The following is a 19,148-nucleotide window of genomic DNA, read 5'->3' as shown; positions in this document are numbered from 1 at the left end:
TGCTTTCATTTCCTGCAAGCATTTATTATGATAAGATTTTTAATTAGCATCGATGTTTAAAAATAGGGGGAAAGACGATGATTTACCTGGATAATAGTGCGACAACAAAACCCTATAAAGAAGTTTTGGATTCATTTCTAAAAGTTTCAACCGACTTTTTCGGAAATCCCTCATCTCTTCACAAAATTGGCGGCCAGGCAGAAAAGCTGCTTCAGCAAGCTCGGAGCCAGGTCGCAAAGCTTCTTGGCGTGAAGGAAACAGAGGTATTATTTACTTCCGGCGGTACGGAGAGCAACAACCTGGCAGTTAAGGGAGTGGCGATGGCTTACAAGGAAAGAGGGAAGCACATCATCACAACAGCTATTGAGCATGCTTCCATCTACAATACCATGGAACAGCTAGAGTCCCTGGGCTTTGAAATTACTTACATCAAGCCTGATGCCAATGGTTTTATCCGTGTAGAAGATATAGAGGCCGAAATGAGGGATGATACGATCCTCGTTTCAGTCATTCACGTCAATAATGAAGTCGGCACCATCCAGCCTGTTGAGGGTATTGGCTACATGTTAAAAAAGCATCCTAAATCTCTTTTCCATGTTGACCATGTCCAGGGGGTCGGAAAGGTGCCGTTGGATTTAGATAAAGCAGGAGTGCATTTATGCACGATTTCCGGACATAAATTCCATGGTTTGAAAGGAACCGGTGCTCTTTATATAAAAGAAGGAGTACGGTTATCCCCATTATTCACCGGCGGCAGCCAGGAATGGAAGCAGAGAAGCGGCACGGAAAACGTCGCAGGGATTGTTGCGATGTCCAAGGCACTAAGAATGGCGCTGGATGAGCATAAACAAAAGCTGAATCTAATGACAGCGGTGATGGAAAGATTAAGGGATGGAATCAGCCAGACAGAGGGAATTACCGTCCATACCCCATGGGAAAATAGCGCACCGCATATTTTGAATTTCTCTGTCAAAGGATTGAAGGCAGAGACGTTTGTCCATGCCCTTGAGGAAAAAGATATTTTTGTTTCTACTACAAGCGCTTGTTCTTCGAAAAAGAAGGCGGCAAGCAAAACACTATTGGCGATGGGCGTGCCGGCAGATGAGGCAGAAAGTGCGATTCGAATCAGTCTTACCTACAGCAATACGATTGAGGAAGCTGATCTTGCGGTAAAAGCAATCAAACAGGCAGTAAAACATTTAAGCGAGGTAGTAAAAAAATGATGTATGATCGCATTTTGGTCCGGTATGGAGAAATATCGACCAAAGGAAGAAATCGAAATAAATTTATCGACAGACTTAGAAAAAATATCAAAAGGCTTTTAAGCGATTTTCCAAAGGCTGAAATCAAGGCAGACCGCGACCGCATGTTCATTCTCCTGAATGGGGAAGACAGCGAAGAAGTGGGAAAGAGAATCAAGAAAGTCTTTGGAATTCAATCCTTCAGCCCAGCAATCAAGGTTGAGAAGGATATCGAGAAAATGCAGGATGCTGCTCTGGAGCTTTTCAGGAAAGTCCACAAACCTGGCCAGACCTTTAAAATCACGGCAAAACGCTCAGATAAAACCTTTGAGCTTGATACAAATGGGATTAACTCGACTTTCGGCGGCCATATCTTGCGGAATACAGACGGATTGACCGTCGATGTGAGAAATCCTGAAATCAATCTCCTGATTGAAATCAGGAAGGAAGCTGCCTATATCTCTGCAGAAACGATCAAAGGTGCAGGGGGGCTTCCTGCTGCATCTGGCGGCAAAGGCATGCTTATGCTGTCTGGAGGTATCGATAGTCCGGTTGCTGGTTATCTGACAATGAAGAGAGGACTTGAAGTCGAGGGCGTCCACTTCTTCAGCCCTCCATTCACAAGTGAAAGAGCCAAACAGAAGGTAATCGACCTGTCTGAAAAGCTCGCTGAAGTCACTGGCCATTTTGCATTACACATCGTGCCATTCACAGAGATTCAGCAGGCGATCCATAAGCAGGTGCCTGAAAACTATACGATGACAACAACGAGAAGACTGATGCTCCGCATTACAGACGCCATCAGGGAAAAACAGGGCGGACTTGCGATCATCACCGGAGAAAGCCTTGGACAGGTAGCAAGCCAAACTCTTGAAAGCATGTATGCAATCAACGAAGTCACAAGCACGCCGATAATCAGGCCTTTAATTACGATGGACAAGCTTGAAATCATGGATATCGCCCATGAAATCGATACACATGACATTTCTATCCGCCCTTATGAGGATTGCTGTACCGTCTTTGTACCTGCATCGCCAAAAACAAAGCCGAAATTGGAAAAAGTACAGAACTTTGAAAGTTACTTTGATTTTGAAGAGCTGATCCAGAAAGCAGTAGAAGGAACAGAGCGCATCGTGATACAACCGGCATTTGAAAGAAAAGACGATCTAATGGATGAGTTATTTTAAGACAATATAAACTTTGTTAAAAATTTGTGAACAATTACCAATTAATCTTCAGTATTAAGCCATGTGTTTCTACACACTCTATACTCACAAGGAGGTGAAAACACATGGCAAACAACAACAACTCAAACCAACTTCTAGTTCCTGGAGTTCAACAAGCTCTTGATCAAATGAAGTACGAAATCGCTACAGAATTCGGTGTACAACTAGGTGGAGAAACTACTTCTCGCGCTAACGGATCTGTAGGAGGAGAAATCACTAAGCGTTTAGTTCAAATGGCTGAACAACAACTTGGTGGCGGATTCTCTCGCTAATCAAAAATAAATAACATGGCTACAAGGAGTGGGGCAGATGCCCTGCTCCTTTTATTTTTGGGCGGACTTATTGATTAGGATGACTGGAAATTTAAGCGCAATTTTTGATTTGAATTGTCTTGGGAGCCGTTGCTATAACAATTCACCCGTGATTTTTAGGTTCGAATTGTCTTGGCGTCCCTTGCTATAACAATTCACCCGTGATTTTTAGGTTCGAATTGTCTTGGGAGCCCTTGCTATAACAATTCACCCGTGATTTTTCAATTTGAATTGTCTTGGGAGCCTTGCTATAACAATTCACACGTGATTTTTGGGTTCGAATTGTCTTGGTCGCCCGTACTATAACAATTCACCCGTGATTTTTCAATTTGAATTGTCTTGGCGTCCCTTGCTATAACAATTCACCCGTGATTTTTCAATTTGAAATGTCTTGGCGTCCCTTGCTGTAACAATTCACCCGTGATTCTTCGCTTTGAATTGTCTTGGAAAGCGCCAAATTATCATCATGCAATTGACGGCCTATTTGGTAATAACTTGCCTATGTATTTTTATCTTATAATTTTTAATTTTAAAATAATTTTGTATAATGAGAGAGTGGGGATACATCTATAAAAATTTAAGGGGGAAGAGTATGAACAGGGAAGAATTGATTGCGCCGCAAAAGTATAACCTTGTCTCGGAAATTGAGCGTTTTGCCAAGGAGGAAGGCAGGAAAGCCATCCTTTGGGAAAATGAAGAAGGTAATACTAAAGAAATTACATACAGTGAATTGCTGAAAAATGCAAACAAGATTGGAAACGTTTTCTCGAAGCACGGGCTGAAGCAGGGTGATGTTGTCCTTGTAGTGGTACCGCGGCTGATTGAGGCATACCAGACTTATATTGCTGCTTTGAAAATGGGACTTGTTGTCATTCCGAGTTCTGAAATGCTAAGGGCTAAGGATTATCAATACCGCATTACACATGGGGATGTTAAGGCGGTAATAAGTTTTGCACCTTTTACAGAGGAATTTTCTGAGATTGAGGATGTCCAGAATCTTCCTAAGTTCGTTATTGGTGCCGACAAAGAAGGCTGGATCCATCTTGATAAAGAAATGGAAGCCGCATCAGCTGAATTTGAGATAGCTGCTACTGAACGTGATGATATGGCCTTCCTGAGCTACACCTCTGGCACTACCGGCAATCCAAAGGGTGTTGTCCACACTCACGGCTGGGCTTATGCACACTTGCGTACAGCAGCTGCTAACTGGCTTGGAATTGAAGACGGGGATACTGTATGGGCAACAGCGGGACCTGGCTGGCAGAAATGGATCTGGAGCCCGTTCCTGTCTGTCATGGGTACAGGTGCTGCAGGTCTCGTTTATCACGGTAAATTTGAGCCTCAGAAGTATTTGTCACTCCTGCAAAAATACAATGTTAATGTTCTTTGCTGCACGCCTACAGAGTACCGCCTGATGGCTAAGGTTGAGAATATCGGGGATTACGGCCTGCCTGGGCTGCACAGCGCAGTTTCCGCTGGAGAGCCGCTTAACAGGGAGGTAATCGAAACCTTCAAGAAGCATTTCAATGTTGATGTTCGCGACGGTTATGGACAGACAGAGAATACTCTGCTTGTCGGCGTAACGAAGGGAATGGAACTGAAGCCAGGCTCGATGGGGAAACCGACTCCAGGCAATAGAGTAGATATCATCAATGAGAATGGAGAGCCCTGTGCGCCTGGCGAAGTTGGTGATATTGCCGTGCATATTGAAACACCTGCATTGTTTAAGAACTACTACAAGGATCCTGAACGAACAGCCATGCAGTTCCGCGGCGACTACTATGTAACGGGTGACAAGGCCACCAAGGATGATGAAGGCTACTTCTGGTTTGAGGGCCGCGGTGATGACATCATTATCAGCTCAGGCTACACAATCGGGCCTTTCGAGGTAGAGGACGCGCTTGTCAAACACCCGTATGTAAAAGAATGCGCGGTTGTTGCATCTCCAGATGAAATTCGCGGTCATATTGTAAAAGCCTTTGTCGTCTTAAGAGAAGGAGTTAGCCCTGACCAGGAAAATCTAGTAACTGAACTGCAGCAGCATGTTAAAGATTTAACTGCACCATATAAATATCCAAGAAAAATCGAATTTTTAGAGGATCTTCCCAAAACCACATCTGGAAAAATCAGACGCATTGAGCTAAGGAAAAAGGAATTGGAAGCTGCAAGTAAATAATTTTAAAAGCAGGCTGAATGCAGCCTGCTTTTTATTGTGCAAAAATTAGGGTATATATAAGTATGGAAAGGGTGATTCATTTGGAAATCGTAATCAGAGAGGCAGCTTTAAGCGAGCTCTCTAAAATTCAATTCAATGAAAATGAGGGAATCAGAATCCTTGCTGAATTCGTTGGCACATGCTCGATCGCTACAGATATTGAGCTTCAGATAGAAGAAAAGCAGGAAGAGGATACAGCAGTCAACGAAAGCGGTGTTCAATTCTTTGTTCCTAAAAAATCAATAGAGTCTTTGCCGGATAGAATTTTCCTGGACTATAAACCAGGGATGGGATACAAGATTTCTTCCGCAGAAGAAACCTTTGGCTATAACTTCAAACTTAAAGCAAGGAATTCTTAGAATGTTTAAAAATAGCCCTTAATGGGTTATTTTTTTTTGAATTGTTTTCTAGGTGCCTCACTACTTTACTAATAGAATGCTGTCCGTATGTGTGACACAAAAGGACAGGTTGCAATGTTCTGTCCGTAAGCGCGTCTAAACGGACAGGTTGCAAGGATGGAAAGGAAAAGCTGTCCGTAAGCACGTCTCAATCAATCCGGAGGTTATTAGAGAGATTTCGAATTTAGGTCATCCATCCAATTTACAAATATTGCAATAAGTTAACTCTCCCGTTTTTGGCCGCCAATTGTTTTTAGCCATCGACCATGCCCTTGCATGATCCATAACTCATAATATCCCAACAATTTGTTTCTTATTAGTAAAAGAAAAAGATTGTCAGTGTCGCAGATGCCCCTTATAATGAATATTATTTCGAGTCTAGAAAGATTAGGGGTGTCAACATATGAATAATCGTACGGAGCTGCAGGCTGGCGTATGGTATGCAGCATTTTCATACATTTTGTGGGGAGTGCTTCCGATTTATTGGAAGCTGCTTGGCAGCGTGAATGCGGACGAAATCCTGGCAAATCGGGTTTTCTGGTCATTTTTCTTTGTTGCGGCGATTCTTTTGATTAATAAGAAATGGGGCATGTTCACCGAAACGCTGAAGGGGCTTGCTGCGAATAAGAAGCAGCTTGGTGCACTTACGGTAGCATCTTTGCTGATCAGTATCAACTGGTTCATCTACATCTGGGCCGTCAATTCAGACCAGATGATTGAAGCGAGTCTCGGGTATTATATCAACCCGCTTGTCAGTGTGCTGCTGGGGATGGTTTTTCTAAAGGAAAGGCTCAGCAAAATGCAATATGCTTCCTTTGGCCTTGCAGCAATTGGCGTCCTGGTGCTGACAATATCATATGGCCAATTTCCGTGGATTTCGCTCTCGCTGGCTGTTTCTTTCGGGCTGTATGGCCTTGCCAAGAAGCTGATTAAGGTTGATTCCACCGTTGGCCTCGCGCTTGAAACGCTCGTAGTCATGCCGCTGTCAGCTATTTATATCGGCTACCTGATCAGCCAGGATACAAACTCGCTGTTTACTTCAGGATGGTCCACCAGCCTTCTGCTTATTGGAGCAGGAGCTGCAACAGCTGTTCCATTGCTGTACTTTGCGAAGGGGGCGCAAAGGATTCCCCTTGCCACACTAGGAATCCTGCAATATATCGCGCCAACGCTCACCTTGATTCTCGGAGTTTTTGTTTACCATGAAGGCTTTTCATCAGTCCATCTGCTAGCTTTCACCTTTATCTGGTCTGCTTTGATTCTTTACTCTCTGTCAAGAACGAAACTGGGTACATCCTTCAAATGGAAAAAACAAAAGGAAATGCATATGTAAAAAGAGCTGCGGAGAATTATTCCGCAGCTCTTTTTTTTATTCTTCAGCTCTGTTAAACAAGGCTGTTGATTTCCGTTCCAGGCGCTGCGCTTTCCTCTGAAAAATTATGAAAAAGCCCAATTACCGGCTTTTTCAAGAGCAAATTTTTCTTGGGGCGTGCGGTGAGCCTCCTCGTCGCTTTGCTCCTGCGGGTTAAAACGGCCCCTTCTTATCGGGCCATTTCTACCAGGGTCTCACCTGTCACGCTGCATCCCGAAGGAGTCTTCGCGCCTTCCACTACAATCAGAAGGGTTTAAAAATGAACATTCAGCTATACCAGAGCTTTTTAAAATAATATGGCTCTAGTTACAAGAACGTCCTCTTCACTTTTTCCCAGAAGGAATTATCCTTCAGTTTGACTGTCTTGATGAATTGGCCGCTTAATTTGACATCGAATTTTTCGACATGCTGGATGCTGAGGGCTTCGTTATCCATCCCCATGATTGGATAATCATTTCCATCCTGGGCAACCTTGAATGTAAGCTTTCTGTCCCCGCTCAGGATGAAGGATGATCCGAGCGTGCGGTAATGGTTATTGTTCACGGACGCGAGCTCGCTAACCTGCATGCATGGCAGCAGCGGATCGACGATGGCTCCATTGACTGATTTATTATAGGCTGTGCTGCCGGTTGGGGTAGCAACGATCATGCCATCTCCGCGGAAGGTTTCAAAATGGATATCATCAATGAATACATCCATGACGAAAGCCTTGATAATTGCCGTACGTACACTGAATTCATTCAAGCAGGTAAAAGAAGTTTCTTCATCAATCGTTACCTCGATTGTCGGGTAGCGTCTAACCTCTATTTGCGCATTCCTGGTTGCTTCAATCATTTTGTCTGTATCCTCAAGGTGGAAATCACAATACATATTCAGGGATCCAGTTGTTGAAATGCCAGCATATAAACAATCCTCACGGAAACCGGTTTTTCGTACCGCCTGAAGGAATGTCCCGTCATCGCCAATGCTGACAATGATATTGGCGTTCCGGTGGTCAGAAACGGCATGGAATTCATATTGGGCGGCGAGGTCATATAACGGTTTAACTTTTTCCAGCATTTCTGCATCAGGTTTATGGTAAAAATAAATATTGCGGCGGTCTGACATGAGTGATTCCTCCAAACATTATGTAATTTTCCATATTTTTACCCACATTTGAAAACTTTTGCTAAAATAAATGTTATTGATATCAGTTTATCATTTTTCCACAGCTATTAAAAATATGAGCTATATAAGGGGGGCTATAAACATGAATGGGAAAAGGTGGGCGGCATTAGGGATTGCCGCAGGTTTATTCATTGCTTCGACCGTCATCAATCTATTGTCGACATTTGCATTCAGCGATGCTGAGAATGCATTCAATGATATTTTTGCTGTGTCCGAGGAAATGTTTGCGGAGGAAGTCGTCGAGGAAGGGGATATGCTGAGTAAAATCGCTGTCCTTTCCATTGATGGTGTAATCCAGGATACAGGCGATGCGGAATCATTCTTCCAAAGTCCGATGTATAATCACAAGGCGTTCATGGAGCAGCTTGATTATGTAAAGGAAAGTGATGATGTAAAGGCTGTCATCATAAGGGTCAACTCTCCTGGAGGGGGAGTAGTTGAGAGTGCCGAGATTCACGACAAAATCAAAGAGATTCAGAAGGAAACGAAGAAGCCTGTCTATATTTCAATGGGCTCGATGGCAGCATCAGGCGGCTATTATGTTTCGGCTCCAGCCAATAAAATTTTCGCCAGCCCTGAAACGTTGACTGGCTCTCTCGGGGTGATTATGCAGGGGATCAATTATGCTGGTCTCGCTGAAAAATATGGTGTCGAGTTCAACACAATCAAGAGCGGGCCTTATAAGGATATCATGAGCCCTACCAGGGAAATGACCGAGGAAGAAAGGAAAATCCTTCAGTCCATGATCAATAATTCTTATGAAGGCTTTGTGAAGGTTATTTCCGAAGGCAGGGGCATGTCAGCAGCTGAAGTGAAAAAAATCGCAGATGGCCGCATCTATGACGGCCGCCAGGCGAAAGAACTGAATCTGATTGATGGCTTTGGCTATCTTGAGGATGTCATCGATACGGTGCGCAAGGATAACAAGCTCGGTGATGCCCAGGTAGTAAAATATACAGAGAGTATGGGCATCGGCTCCTTCTTCAGCATGAGTGCACAAAAAATAATGGGGAAAGACGCAGAAATGGCCGGTCTGATGAAAATGCTGTCCCAGCCTAACTCTCCCCGTTTAATGTATTTGTATGCGGAATAAGGGGGGACGGAAATGAATTCAAACGAATTTGAAAAAGATGGGCAGACCGGAGCATCTTCTTACATGAACGATTCTGAAAAACTGGTACCCGGCTCTGGTGAAAGTATGAGTGTCTCTGAACAAGGTATACACACTGAAGTTCCTCAAACTGATCCGTACACAAAAGCTGATGCTATAAGAACTGAGGACCCCCAGGCAGTTGAGCATAAAGCAAGAATCGATGAGAACCGCCACTATGAACCTTCAAAAGAGACAAAGGTGATCTCTCCATATGAAGGTCTGTACGCAGGTTTTTGGATGCGTCTTTGGGCATACCTGCTGGATTTGATTGTGATCGGCAGTGTGAACAGGATGATTTTGAATCCGGTATTCAGGGCGCTTGATGTGCCGCTTGCTGAAAATGAAATGTTCGCGCCGATGTCTATTGCGACTGCCATTGTGTTTTACCTTTATTTTGTTCTGATGACCAAGTTCTATGGCCAGACTCTCGGCAAGATGGTGTTTGGCCTGAAGGTCGTTGAGCTTGACGGTAAGCGCTTATCATGGGGGACCGTCATTTTTCGGGAGTGGATTGGCCGCTTCATTTCAGCCACCGTCATGATCCTGTATATCGTTGTTGCTTTTACAAACAAGAAACAGGGTTTGCATGACCTTTTTGCCGATACGTCTGTTATATATGAACCACGCTGATATTTAAACCTGCCCAGGCAGGTTTATTTTTTTTGCAATGGTTGATACTAATAAGCTGAAAGGTTGTGGAGACGATGAAATGGGTGCTGCTTGCCATACTGCTTTTCATCTTGCTGGTAATCATTATTCTTATTACAAAAGTGAAGATTTTTTTAGATTATTTCCACGGCAATGATAATGATCATTTGAAGGTGACTTTTAAGGCTTGGGGCGGACTTTTGAAATATAAAGTTGAAATCCCGGTTATTAAGATTGATGATAACTCCCCGACGCTGATTGCAGAGGAGAAGATTCAGTCCGGACCGGGTGAAAATGAGACCAAGGAGAAAACATCCCAGGTGGATAAAAATGATTTGCTCACCAGTCTGAGTGATTTTAGGCATTTGCTTGCGCATATTGCCGGCTTTCACAAAATCGTTCGCAGCTTCCTTGCCAAGGTCACCGTCCGCAATATTGAATGGCACACTATGGTTGGTGTGGGAGATGCTGCTGCCACAGGGGTGCTAACGGGCGCTTTCTGGGCTGTGAAGGGCGGAATCATTGGAATCATCAGCAGCTATATGAAACTTAGAGAAATGCCGATTATGTCTATCACACCTAGCTTTCAATATGCTGTCTCGATAACTAGCTTTAAATGTATGTTTCAGGTGAGAGTCGGGCATGCTATTTTAGCAGGTATAAAGATGGTTAAATATTGGAAAGGCGGATGGCCTGAATTTAAAACAAGGCCATTGAACGCCCTTTCAGGTGATAAAACTAATACCGTTTAAACAAGGAGGAAACAGGAATGTCCGACCATCCAATTCAAGGACTAATGACGACTGCCATGGAAAGTTTAAAAGAAATGATTGATGTGAACACAATCATTGGAGACCCTGTAGAAACACCGGATGGAAGTGTAATCCTGACCGTTTCGAAGGTAGGCTTCGGCTTTGCTGCCGGTGGAAGCGAATTTGTATTGGACAGCGCGAAAGGCGGATCTGGCGGATCAGGCGGTTCCGGAGGGCAGTCCGGCGGTTCACAGCATCCCTTTGGCGGAGGCAGCGGTGGCGGTGTATCCATTACACCTATTGCCTTCCTGATTGTCAGCTCACATGGCGTGAAGATGCTGCATCTTGACGAAAGCACTCATTTGTATGAAAAGATCCTGGATCTTGCCCCTCAAGCAGTTGATAAGATCCAGCAAATGATGGCAAAGAAGGATCAGGACAAACAGAACGGAAACCAGAATGGCGGCCAGGGCAACAGATCCGACTATGATGGACCTAAAACTGATCTTGATCTATAACATGCAGCTGCCTTTTCGCATGGAGAGGCAGCTTTACTATGCCATTTACGGTTAAATTGATTCTGAAGGCACAAACCATATCGTAAAATAATTGCAAAAATTGGCTTTAAAAGATATATTAACACTGTACATAAAATGGACAAGGAGGATGGCAGGTATGGCATCTATTACATTTAAGGGGAACCCAGTTACATTGCTAGGAAATGAAGTGAAAGTAGGGGATCAGGCTCCTGATTTCAAAGTACTTGCAAACGATTTATCTGAAGTGACACTTCAGGATTCTAAGGGGCAGGTTAGATTGATCAGCGTAGTGCCTTCACTTGATACAGGTGTTTGTGATGCACAGACACGCCGTTTCAATGAGGAAGCTTCCAATCTTGATAATGTCAAAATTTTGACAGTCAGCGTGGACCTTCCATTCGCTCAGAAGCGCTGGTGCGGAGCAGCTGGAATCGAGAATGTCCAGACGCTTTCTGATCACCGTGAGCTTTCATTCGGAGAAGCATACGGAGTTGCAATCAAGGAACTTCGCTTACTTGCACGTGCAGTATTTGTTGTTGATTCCAGCGACAAAGTGACATATGTTGAGTATGTCAGCGAAGCGACAGACCACCCTGATTATGAAGCAGCAGTAGAAGCTGCAAAGCAAGCAAGATAAGAGCCTTCCAAGACAAGCCGCAGGAAACTGCGGCTTGTTTTTATCATTGTTTAGGAAGTTATAAAATGATTTTGATGTGGATAACTATATTAGTTGTCTTAATCCAGCTCCAGCGCCTAGCCCCTCGAAACGCTTGTCTAGCTGCGGCTCCTAACTCCTCGAGACGCTTCGGTCCTGCCATTGAAGTCAAAGAGCGACTTCACTGGCAGGCCCTCCAGCGCTTTTCGGAGTTAAGCAGTCGCCTCCGCTTTTCTTATTGTCTAGTTTCGCCTCCTGGAAACTCCGAAACTTCAACTCCGCCGGCAGAAGCAAAAAGCGCTTCTTTGTGGAGTCTCCAGTTTCTGCGTTTCTGGGCAGTCGGCTATACTTTTCGTTTTCGGTACATTCAATGAAGTCAAAGTACGACTTCAATGTCTGGCCCTCCGACGGACACGATGTTCTAGTGCCGACGTTGCCACAGGACGTGGCGTTTATAGTCGGCCAGCGCTGGTCAAGGCTAATACCTTTACTTTATTTGCAATAAATTACTGGTTATGTTATATTTTTATTGGAAATACTAAGGATAACTCTGGCAGATGAGAGTGGGGAAACCCACTCTTTCGTGTTGTTACGCACTTTTTTGGAAGAGATTCTTTTAAGTAATGATGCTAATGAATGGTAAACGCTGTTATGTCAAAGGAGGGATTTTATGAGCAAGGTTACCGAGGTAGTGGAAGAGCTGGTAACTCCCATCTTAACTGAAAATGGACTTGAATTAGTTGACATCGAATATGTGAAAGAAGGAAAGAACTGGTTCCTGCGCATTTACATTGATAAAGACAACGGAATCGATATAGAAGAATGCGGCTTAGTCAGTGAGCGCTTAAGCGAAAAACTGGATGCCCTTGATCCAATCCCGCATAACTACTTTTTAGAAGTCTCCTCTCCTGGTGCAGAACGCCCGCTTAAAAAGGAAAAGGATTATCAACGGGCAGTCGGGAAAAATGTATTCATTAAGACGTATGAGCCTATTGACGGTGAAAAAACGTTTGAGGGAATGCTGACCGACTACAATGGAGAAACCGTTACTGTGGAGGTCAAAATCAAGACCCGCAAGAAAACGGTGGAACTTCCTGTTAACAAGATTGCAAGCGCAAGGCTTGCAGTTACTTTTTCATAATCTGGCCAGCAACAATCTGAAGTTTATTTATAAATGAATATTGGGAAGTAAAAAAGGGGGATTCAAATCTCATGAGCAGTGAATTGTTGGATGCTCTTACAGTACTCGAAAAAGAAAAAGGCATTTCCAGGGATGTCCTGATTGAAGCGATTGAAGCAGCGCTTATCTCCGCGTATCGCCGAAACTTCAACCAGGCGCAGAACGTAAGGATCGACCTTAATTTAGGGAATGGTTCCATGCGTGTCTTTGCAAGGAAAGAAGTGGTTGACGAAGTGTTCGATCCACGCTTGGAAATCTCTATAGAAGAGGCGCAAGGACTTAATCCAAACTACCAGGTTGAAGATGTAGTTGAGCTTGAAGTAACACCTAAGGATTTCGGCCGTATTGCTGCCCAGACAGCTAAACAGGTCGTTACACAGCGTGTGCGTGAAGCTGAAAGAGGTATTATCTATTCCGAATTCATTGATCGCGAAGAAGATATCATGACCGGGATCGTCCAGCGCCAGGATCCGAAGTTCATTTATGTTAGCCTGGGTAAAATTGAAGCAATCCTGCCAGCTAATGAGCAGATGCCGAACGAACATTACAAACCTCATGACCGCATCAAGGTTTTCATCACCAAGGTTGAAAAAACTACTAAAGGTCCGCAAATCTTCGTTTCCAGAACCCACCCGGGACTGTTAAAGAGACTATTTGAGATTGAAGTTCCTGAAATCTATGATGGCACCGTCGAAATCAAATCTGTGGCTCGTGAAGCTGGAGACCGTTCAAAAATCTCCGTTCATTCAGATAATCCTGAAGTAGATCCAGTCGGTTCTTGCGTTGGCCCAAGAGGAACTCGCGTACAGGCTGTGGTCAACGAGCTGAAAGGCGAAAAAATCGATATAGTAAAATGGTCAGAGGATCCTGTTGTTTTTGTAGCCAATGCATTGAGTCCTTCAAAGGTTCTTGATGTTATTGTGAATGAAGAAGAAAAAGCAACAACTGTCATTGTGCCTGATTACCAGCTTTCTCTTGCGATTGGTAAGCGTGGACAGAATGCCCGCCTTGCTGCGAAGCTGACTGGGTGGAAAATCGATATCAAGCCGGAAACAGATGCGCGTGAGTCTGGAATCTATCCACGAGACAATGAACCATTGTTATCTGCAGATGATGATTTCGAAGATGAAGATATGGATTAATGAGAGGTGAATGATGGTGAACAGCAAAAAGAAAGTTCCTATGCGAAAATGTGTCGCAACCGGTGAAATGAGGCCGAAAAAAGAACTCGTTCGCATCGTTCGCTCTAAAGAGGGAGAAGTATCCATAGACCTGACAGGCAAGAAATCAGGACGCGGAGCATACCTATCAAAGGATAAAGAAGCAGTACAGCTTGCAAAGAAACGAAATATATTGTCCAAGCAGCTTGAAACTCAAGTGGACGATGCAATATATGATGAGCTCAACGATCTCATCGAAAAGGAGAACAGACTATCCTGATGAACTCGAATCAATGGATGTCATTGCTTGGCTTAGCCAATCGAGCACGGAAAATTATTTCAGGGGAAGAGCTTTCCGTTAAAGAAATTAGAAGCGGTAAGGCGAAGCTCATTTTGCTTTCAGCGGATGCATCCGCAAACACGACAAAGAAGATTACCGACAAGTGCAATTCCTATCATGTACCATTAAAGGTCGTTCCGGACAGGTATCTGCTTGGACAGGCGATTGGGAAGGATGCCCGTGTTGTAGTGGCCCTGTTGGACGAGGGTTTTGCAAAAAAAATGTTGACGTTGCTCGATTAATTCTAGCGGGGGTGAAAATATGAGTAAAACACGCGTTTACGAATATGCAAAGAAGCATAATTTATCGAGTAAAGACGTGATTATAAAATTAAAAGAAATGAATGTAGAGGTTTCAAACCATATGACTGCCATGGAAGATGAAACCGTGAGGAGATTAGACGCCATTTATAATAAAAAAGAAGAAAAACAACCAGTACAGGCAAAGCCTCAACAGCAAAGCAAGCAACAGGGAGCACAGGGGCAAGGTCAAGCTCCAAAACAATCCCAGGGGCAAAACCGCAGCCAGGGACAGCACCAAAACCAAACTCGCAGCCAAGGCCAGAATCAGCAAAGAAATAATCAAGCACAGCCTAAGGCACAGCTTAAAACAACTGCAAGTGCTTTTTCTGATGATGAGCGCCGTGCAACAACTCCGGAAAAGGTAAAAAGTGGGCCGGCGGCTAAGAAGCCAGCAAACTCCCAGCCTTTTAATAAAAACAATAAAAACAAGCCAAACAACAACAAGAATAGAAACCAGCAAAACCAAAACAGAGGCAAACAAAACCATCAAGCTGCACAGCCTCAAGTAAAGAAAGTAAAAGAGCTGCCGGCAAAAATTACTTTTACTGAGTCTTTAACAGTTGCAGAGCTTGCTAAAAAGCTGTATCGGGAGCCATCTGAAATCATCAAAAAGTTGTTCATGCTTGGTGTAATGGCAACGATTAATCAGGATCTTGATAAAGATGCAATTGAATTGATTGCAACTGATTATGGAGTAGAGGTTGAAGAAGAGATCAAAGTTGATGCAACTGATCTTGAAGTTTACTTCACTGAAGATGAAGCAGCAACTTTAGTGGAAAGACCATCAGTTGTGACGATCATGGGCCACGTTGACCATGGTAAAACAACCCTTCTTGACTCCATCAGGAACACTAAGGTCACTGCAGGGGAAGCTGGCGGAATCACACAGCATATCGGTGCTTATCAGGTAGAAGAGAACGGCAAAAAAATTACCTTCCTTGATACCCCAGGCCACGCAGCGTTCACCACAATGCGTGCGCGCGGAGCAGCAATCACTGATATTACAATCCTGGTTGTTGCAGCAGACGATGGTGTTAAACCACAAACGGTTGAGGCATTGAACCATGCTAAAGCTGCCGAGGTACCGATCATTGTTGCGGTAAATAAAATGGACAAACCAACTGCTAATCCTGACCGTGTTATGCAGGAGCTGACAGAGCATGGATTAGTTCCAGAGGCATGGGGCGGAGAAACAATTTTTGTTCCAATTTCTGCTCTTACAGGCGAAGGTATCGATAGCTTGCTTGAAATGATCCTTCTTGTTGGTGAAGTTGAAGAATACAAAGCAAATCCAAACAGAAATGCAGTCGGTACAGTTATTGAAGCACAGCTGGATAAAGGCCGTGGATCTGTAGCAACATTGCTTGTTCAGAATGGTACACTTAAAATTGGTGACCCAATTGTAGTTGGTAACACGTTTGGTCGTGTAAGGGCAATGGTAAACGATGTTGGCCGCAGAGTAAAAGAAGCGGGTCCATCGACTCCAGTTGAAATTACAGGATTAAATGAGGTGCCGCAGGCAGGAGATCGTTTCGTTGTCTTTGAGGATGAAAAGACTGCTCGCCAAGTTGGTGAAATCCGTTCATCACAAGCAGTACAGGCGCAAAGAAGCGAAAAAGCCCGCGTAAGCCTTGATACTTTGTTTGAACATATGAAACAAGGGGAAATGAAAGATTTAAATCTAATCATTAAAGCCGACGTACAAGGTTCAGTTGAAGCACTTGCTGCTGCATTGCAGAAACTGGATGTTGAAGGCGTCAATGTAAGAATCATTCACACTGGTGTTGGTGCGATCAATGAGTCTGATATCACACTTGCAGCAGCTTCAAATGGTATCGTTATTGGATTTAATGTACGTCCTGATAATAATGCGAAACGTGCCGCGGACTCAGAAAAGGTTGATATCCGCCTGCACCGCATAATCTACAAGGTTATCGAAGAAATTGAATCAGCCATGAAGGGTATGCTTGATCCGGTATACGCCGAAAAGGTTATTGGCCAGGCAGAAGTGCGTCAGACCTTCAAGGTATCAAAAATTGGTACAATTGCCGGTTCATATATTACTGATGGCAAAATTACCCGCGATAGTGGTGTGCGATTGATTCGTGACGGCGTAGTTATCTTTGAAGGACAGATTGACGCGTTAAAACGATTCAAGGATGATGCCAAGGAAGTTTCTGCTGGATATGAATGCGGTATTACCATTAAAAACTTCAATGATGTCAAAGAAGGCGACATTGTTGAAGCATATATCATGGAAGAAGTGGAACGTTAATGGTAGTAGGCTTAGCAGCCTGTGAATGCATCATTTATGATGCTCATTCTCTAAAAGAAAAGAGAGCGGTCCTGCAGCGTATTACTGTCAGGCTGAAGCAGAAGTTCAATGTCTCAGTTTCGGAAGTGGACCATCAGGATGTATGGCAGCGGACAACGATAGCGATTGCCGCTGTCTCTTCCTCGAAGGTTTCAACAGAAAGGGAGCTGCAGAACGCAATAAAGCTTATTGACTCTTTTCCGGAGATCGAACGTACCATCACCGAGATAGAATGGCTTTAATAGAATGAGGTGATCGAAATGGGTCATAGAGTAAATCGTGTTGGGGAACAAATGAAGAAAGAATTAGGCGATATTATCAGCCGAAAAATAAAGGATCCGCGCATTGGCTTCGTGACAGTCACAGATGTACAGGTGACAGGGGACCTTCAGCAGGCAAAGGTGTATATCTCCGTTCTTGGCGATGAAGAACAAAGAGAGAATACCTTAAAGGGTCTGGCGAAGGCAAAAGGATTCATCAGAACAGAAATCGGACAGAGAATTCGCCTGAGAAAAACACCTGAGCTATTTTTCGAGTTTGACGAAACAATGGCATATGGAAATCGAATCAACTCCTTGATTCATGAACTGCAGCGTGAAGAGCCGGTTGATGATGAAGAAAAGGAAGGCAAGGAATAATAATCAATGATTTGAAGAGATGGATAGACACCTTGTCTATCCTTTTTTTTGAATACATAGGCTCCTGAACATTTTTTTATAGGCTGTTTCGCAAAGATTGTTGCTTACAACAATGTTGAATGAAGATCCTGTTGCTCTTCGTTCCAGGCGCGCAGACTCCTTCGGGATGAAGCGGTGCAGGTGAGACCTAGGTAGAAATGGCCCGGAATGAAGGGGCCATTTTACCCCGCAGGAGCAAAGCGAAGAGGATGCTCACCGCACAACCCAAGAAAAATTTGCCCTTGAAAAAGCCGGCAATTGGGCTTTTTCATAATTTTTCAGAGGATAGCGAAGCGCCTGGAATGGAAATCAACAGCTTTTTATTGCAAAGCCTTCTTTAAAAAACCATTTAGAAGGAGATTTCAAAAGCATATAGAAAAGCAACAAAGTATTAGAAAAGAGCCTTTTTATATTATTGATCGCCTGGGTCCCTCAAAAAGCGAACCCGGACAAGGAAAAAGTAAAAAACGGATAGAAAAGTATATGATGATGTTTTTATAAAAAGGAGGATGGACCATGGAAGGTATTCTGCCTCTATTTAAACCGGCGGGTATGACTTCGCACGATTGTGTTTTCAAGCTTCGAAAGCTTTTAAAAACCAAAAAGGTCGGACACACGGGTACATTGGATCCTGATGTGACTGGTGTCCTGCCAATCTGTGTTGGAAAGGCGACTAAAATTGCCGAGTATATAACTGATGCAGGAAAGGCATATGAAGGAGAAGTTACACTCGGGTATACAACTACAACAGAGGATGCCTCAGGCGAAAAGATTGAAGAAAAAACAGTTGACCGGACAATCACAAGACTTGAAATAGAACAGGTCCTGCAATCACTTACAGGAGAGATTGAGCAGACACCCCCGATGTATTCCGCAGTCAAGGTGAATGGGAAAAAATTATATGAATATGCGAGACAAGGTATCGAAGTAGAACGGCCAACAAGAAAGGTGAACATCTACTCGATCGAGCTTCTTGATGACCGGGAGGTGTTTGCGGGGGAGACCGTTAGCTTTAAATTCCGGGTATCCTGCAGCAAGGGAACTTACATAAGGACTTTGGCCGTTGATATAGGGGCAAAACTGGGATATCCGGCACATATGTCATCGCTTGTCCGGATCCAGTCGGCTGCATTTACCTTAGATGATTGCTTTACCTTTGAACAGCTAGAACATATGGCCGGTGAGGGCACAATCCATACTGCTTTGCACCCTTTGGAAGCTGGTATTTCTTATTTGCCGAAATATCGCATAAATGATACAGTAGCAGAGAAAGTGAAAAACGGGGCTCTGCTCGAAATTCCTCAAGAATTAAAGGAAATCGAAGGGCCAATCATAGTAGAAACTGAAGACGGAATGGCGCTCGCAATTTACAGGAAGCATCCCACGAAATTTGGGTTGATGAAGCCTGATAAAGTTTTAAGAAATGAGCAATAAGGTTTTTTCGTATACATGCTGATCCTATATCCGGTTGGTTATATTTTGGGTTTAGCCCTAGCCA

At 43.8% G+C, this 19,148-nt stretch carries 21 protein-coding genes; 19 read left to right on the top strand and 2 right to left on the bottom strand.

What is annotated here, in order from left to right:
• Positions 1–77: 77 nt before the first annotated feature.
• The 6 genes from AC3EBE_RS00645 (at position 78) to rarD (ending at position 6,724) form a co-directional block, all read left to right on the top strand.
• Positions 78–1,223: a cysteine desulfurase family protein gene (locus tag AC3EBE_RS00645; protein WP_488593102.1), complete on the top strand. Its 1,146-nt coding sequence runs from the start codon at positions 78–80 to the stop codon at positions 1,221–1,223.
• Positions 1,220–2,428, top strand: a complete 1,209-nt coding sequence (thiI, locus tag AC3EBE_RS00640; protein WP_488593101.1) for a tRNA uracil 4-sulfurtransferase ThiI — start codon at positions 1,220–1,222, stop codon at positions 2,426–2,428. The genes AC3EBE_RS00645 and thiI overlap by 4 nt, the downstream gene beginning before the upstream one ends.
• Before the next feature lie 104 nt (positions 2,429–2,532).
• Positions 2,533–2,739 (top strand): alpha/beta-type small acid-soluble spore protein, encoded by a 207-nt coding sequence (locus AC3EBE_RS00635; protein WP_125479516.1) that lies wholly within the window; start codon positions 2,533–2,535, stop codon positions 2,737–2,739.
• Positions 2,740–3,370: 631 nt separating this feature from the next.
• A complete protein-coding gene (mbcS, locus tag AC3EBE_RS00630; protein WP_488593100.1) occupies positions 3,371–4,954 on the top strand; it encodes an acyl-CoA synthetase MbcS in 1,584 nt (527 codons plus the stop codon).
• A gap of 80 nt (positions 4,955–5,034) precedes the next feature.
• Complete coding sequence (locus tag AC3EBE_RS00625) at positions 5,035–5,352, top strand: iron-sulfur cluster biosynthesis family protein (RefSeq protein WP_488593099.1); 318 nt, start codon at positions 5,035–5,037, stop codon at positions 5,350–5,352.
• A gap of 442 nt (positions 5,353–5,794) precedes the next feature.
• Complete coding sequence (gene rarD / locus AC3EBE_RS00620; protein WP_488593098.1) at positions 5,795–6,724, top strand: EamA family transporter RarD; 930 nt, start codon at positions 5,795–5,797, stop codon at positions 6,722–6,724.
• Between the two features lie 345 nt (positions 6,725–7,069).
• Here the strand turns inward: rarD and AC3EBE_RS00615 are convergent, their stop codons facing one another.
• Positions 7,070–7,870: an NAD kinase gene (locus tag AC3EBE_RS00615; protein ID WP_488593097.1), complete on the bottom strand. Its 801-nt coding sequence runs from the start codon at positions 7,868–7,870 to the stop codon at positions 7,070–7,072.
• Between the two features lie 142 nt (positions 7,871–8,012).
• On the opposite strand from AC3EBE_RS00615, the gene sppA reads away from it, so the two are divergent.
• The 5 genes from sppA (at position 8,013) to tpx (ending at position 11,659) form a co-directional block, all read left to right on the top strand.
• A complete protein-coding gene (gene sppA, locus AC3EBE_RS00610) occupies positions 8,013–9,023 on the top strand; it encodes a signal peptide peptidase SppA (RefSeq protein ID WP_488593096.1) in 1,011 nt (336 codons plus the stop codon).
• 216 nt (positions 9,024–9,239) lie between these two features.
• Positions 9,240–9,713, top strand: a complete 474-nt coding sequence (locus AC3EBE_RS00605; RefSeq protein WP_488593173.1) for an RDD family protein — start codon at positions 9,240–9,242, stop codon at positions 9,711–9,713.
• A 74-nt stretch (positions 9,714–9,787) separates the two neighbouring features.
• Positions 9,788–10,483, top strand: coding sequence for a DUF2953 domain-containing protein (locus AC3EBE_RS00600; RefSeq protein WP_488593095.1), 696 nt, complete (start codon positions 9,788–9,790; stop codon positions 10,481–10,483).
• A gap of 17 nt (positions 10,484–10,500) precedes the next feature.
• On the top strand, positions 10,501–11,001 hold the full coding sequence (gene ytfJ / locus AC3EBE_RS00595) for a GerW family sporulation protein (RefSeq protein WP_488593094.1): 501 nt from the start codon (positions 10,501–10,503) through the stop codon (positions 10,999–11,001).
• A gap of 157 nt (positions 11,002–11,158) precedes the next feature.
• Entirely contained in the window at positions 11,159–11,659 is a 501-nt protein-coding gene (gene tpx / locus AC3EBE_RS00590) for a thiol peroxidase (RefSeq protein WP_488593093.1), read from the top strand.
• Positions 11,660–11,845: 186 nt separating this feature from the next.
• Here tpx and AC3EBE_RS00585 read toward each other — a convergent pair whose 3' ends face one another.
• Positions 11,846–12,070, bottom strand: coding sequence for a hypothetical protein (locus AC3EBE_RS00585; protein ID WP_488593092.1), 225 nt, complete (start codon positions 12,068–12,070; stop codon positions 11,846–11,848).
• Positions 12,071–12,347: 277 nt separating this feature from the next.
• Here AC3EBE_RS00585 and rimP point away from each other — a divergent pair, with 277 nt between their 5' ends.
• From rimP to truB, 8 genes are all read left to right on the top strand, one after another.
• On the top strand, positions 12,348–12,818 hold the full coding sequence (gene rimP / locus AC3EBE_RS00580; protein WP_488593091.1) for a ribosome maturation factor RimP: 471 nt from the start codon (positions 12,348–12,350) through the stop codon (positions 12,816–12,818).
• Between the two features lie 71 nt (positions 12,819–12,889).
• Positions 12,890–13,999, top strand: a complete 1,110-nt coding sequence (nusA, locus tag AC3EBE_RS00575) for a transcription termination factor NusA (protein ID WP_488593090.1) — start codon at positions 12,890–12,892, stop codon at positions 13,997–13,999.
• A 16-nt stretch (positions 14,000–14,015) separates the two neighbouring features.
• On the top strand, positions 14,016–14,297 hold the full coding sequence (gene rnpM / locus AC3EBE_RS00570) for an RNase P modulator RnpM (protein WP_488593172.1): 282 nt from the start codon (positions 14,016–14,018) through the stop codon (positions 14,295–14,297).
• Entirely contained in the window at positions 14,297–14,599 is a 303-nt protein-coding gene (locus tag AC3EBE_RS00565) for a YlxQ family RNA-binding protein (protein ID WP_488593089.1), read from the top strand. Before rnpM ends, AC3EBE_RS00565 begins: the two co-directional genes overlap by 1 nt.
• Positions 14,600–14,618: 19 nt before the next feature.
• Entirely contained in the window at positions 14,619–16,934 is a 2,316-nt protein-coding gene (gene infB / locus AC3EBE_RS00560; protein WP_488593088.1) for a translation initiation factor IF-2, read from the top strand.
• Positions 16,934–17,215 carry a DUF503 domain-containing protein gene (locus tag AC3EBE_RS00555; RefSeq protein WP_488593087.1) on the top strand — a complete coding sequence of 94 codons (282 nt, stop codon included), beginning with the start codon at positions 16,934–16,936 and terminating at the stop codon, positions 17,213–17,215. Before infB ends, AC3EBE_RS00555 begins: the two co-directional genes overlap by 1 nt.
• Before the next feature lie 18 nt (positions 17,216–17,233).
• Positions 17,234–17,611, top strand: coding sequence for a 30S ribosome-binding factor RbfA (gene rbfA / locus AC3EBE_RS00550; protein WP_488593086.1), 378 nt, complete (start codon positions 17,234–17,236; stop codon positions 17,609–17,611).
• 555 nt (positions 17,612–18,166) lie between these two features.
• A complete protein-coding gene (gene truB, locus AC3EBE_RS00545) occupies positions 18,167–19,084 on the top strand; it encodes a tRNA pseudouridine(55) synthase TruB (protein ID WP_488593085.1) in 918 nt (305 codons plus the stop codon).
• The last annotated feature ends 64 nt before the right edge of the window (positions 19,085–19,148 follow it).

The sequence above is a fragment of the Mesobacillus sp. genome (genome assembly GCF_057785455.1).
Note: the sequence above shows the minus strand (reverse complement) of the source record. Positions and strands in the feature narration are given on the sequence as shown.

Coding starts and splice junctions, on each gene's coding strand:
- AC3EBE_RS00645 (WP_488593102.1), top strand. CDS start 78: ATGATTTACCTGGATAATAGTGCGACAACAAAACCCTATAAAGAAGTT.
- thiI (WP_488593101.1), top strand. CDS start 1,220: ATGATGTATGATCGCATTTTGGTCCGGTATGGAGAAATATCGACCAAA.
- AC3EBE_RS00635 (WP_125479516.1), top strand. CDS start 2,533: ATGGCAAACAACAACAACTCAAACCAACTTCTAGTTCCTGGAGTTCAA.
- mbcS (WP_488593100.1), top strand. CDS start 3,371: ATGAACAGGGAAGAATTGATTGCGCCGCAAAAGTATAACCTTGTCTCG.
- rarD (WP_488593098.1), top strand. CDS start 5,795: ATGAATAATCGTACGGAGCTGCAGGCTGGCGTATGGTATGCAGCATTT.
- AC3EBE_RS00615 (WP_488593097.1), bottom strand. CDS start 7,870: ATGTCAGACCGCCGCAATATTTATTTTTACCATAAACCTGATGCAGAA.
- sppA (WP_488593096.1), top strand. CDS start 8,013: ATGAATGGGAAAAGGTGGGCGGCATTAGGGATTGCCGCAGGTTTATTC.
- AC3EBE_RS00600 (WP_488593095.1), top strand. CDS start 9,788: ATGAAATGGGTGCTGCTTGCCATACTGCTTTTCATCTTGCTGGTAATC.
- ytfJ (WP_488593094.1), top strand. CDS start 10,501: ATGTCCGACCATCCAATTCAAGGACTAATGACGACTGCCATGGAAAGT.
- tpx (WP_488593093.1), top strand. CDS start 11,159: ATGGCATCTATTACATTTAAGGGGAACCCAGTTACATTGCTAGGAAAT.
- rimP (WP_488593091.1), top strand. CDS start 12,348: ATGAGCAAGGTTACCGAGGTAGTGGAAGAGCTGGTAACTCCCATCTTA.
- nusA (WP_488593090.1), top strand. CDS start 12,890: ATGAGCAGTGAATTGTTGGATGCTCTTACAGTACTCGAAAAAGAAAAA.
- AC3EBE_RS00565 (WP_488593089.1), top strand. CDS start 14,297: ATGAACTCGAATCAATGGATGTCATTGCTTGGCTTAGCCAATCGAGCA.
- infB (WP_488593088.1), top strand. CDS start 14,619: ATGAGTAAAACACGCGTTTACGAATATGCAAAGAAGCATAATTTATCG.
- AC3EBE_RS00555 (WP_488593087.1), top strand. CDS start 16,934: ATGGTAGTAGGCTTAGCAGCCTGTGAATGCATCATTTATGATGCTCAT.
- rbfA (WP_488593086.1), top strand. CDS start 17,234: ATGGGTCATAGAGTAAATCGTGTTGGGGAACAAATGAAGAAAGAATTA.
- truB (WP_488593085.1), top strand. CDS start 18,167: ATGGAAGGTATTCTGCCTCTATTTAAACCGGCGGGTATGACTTCGCAC.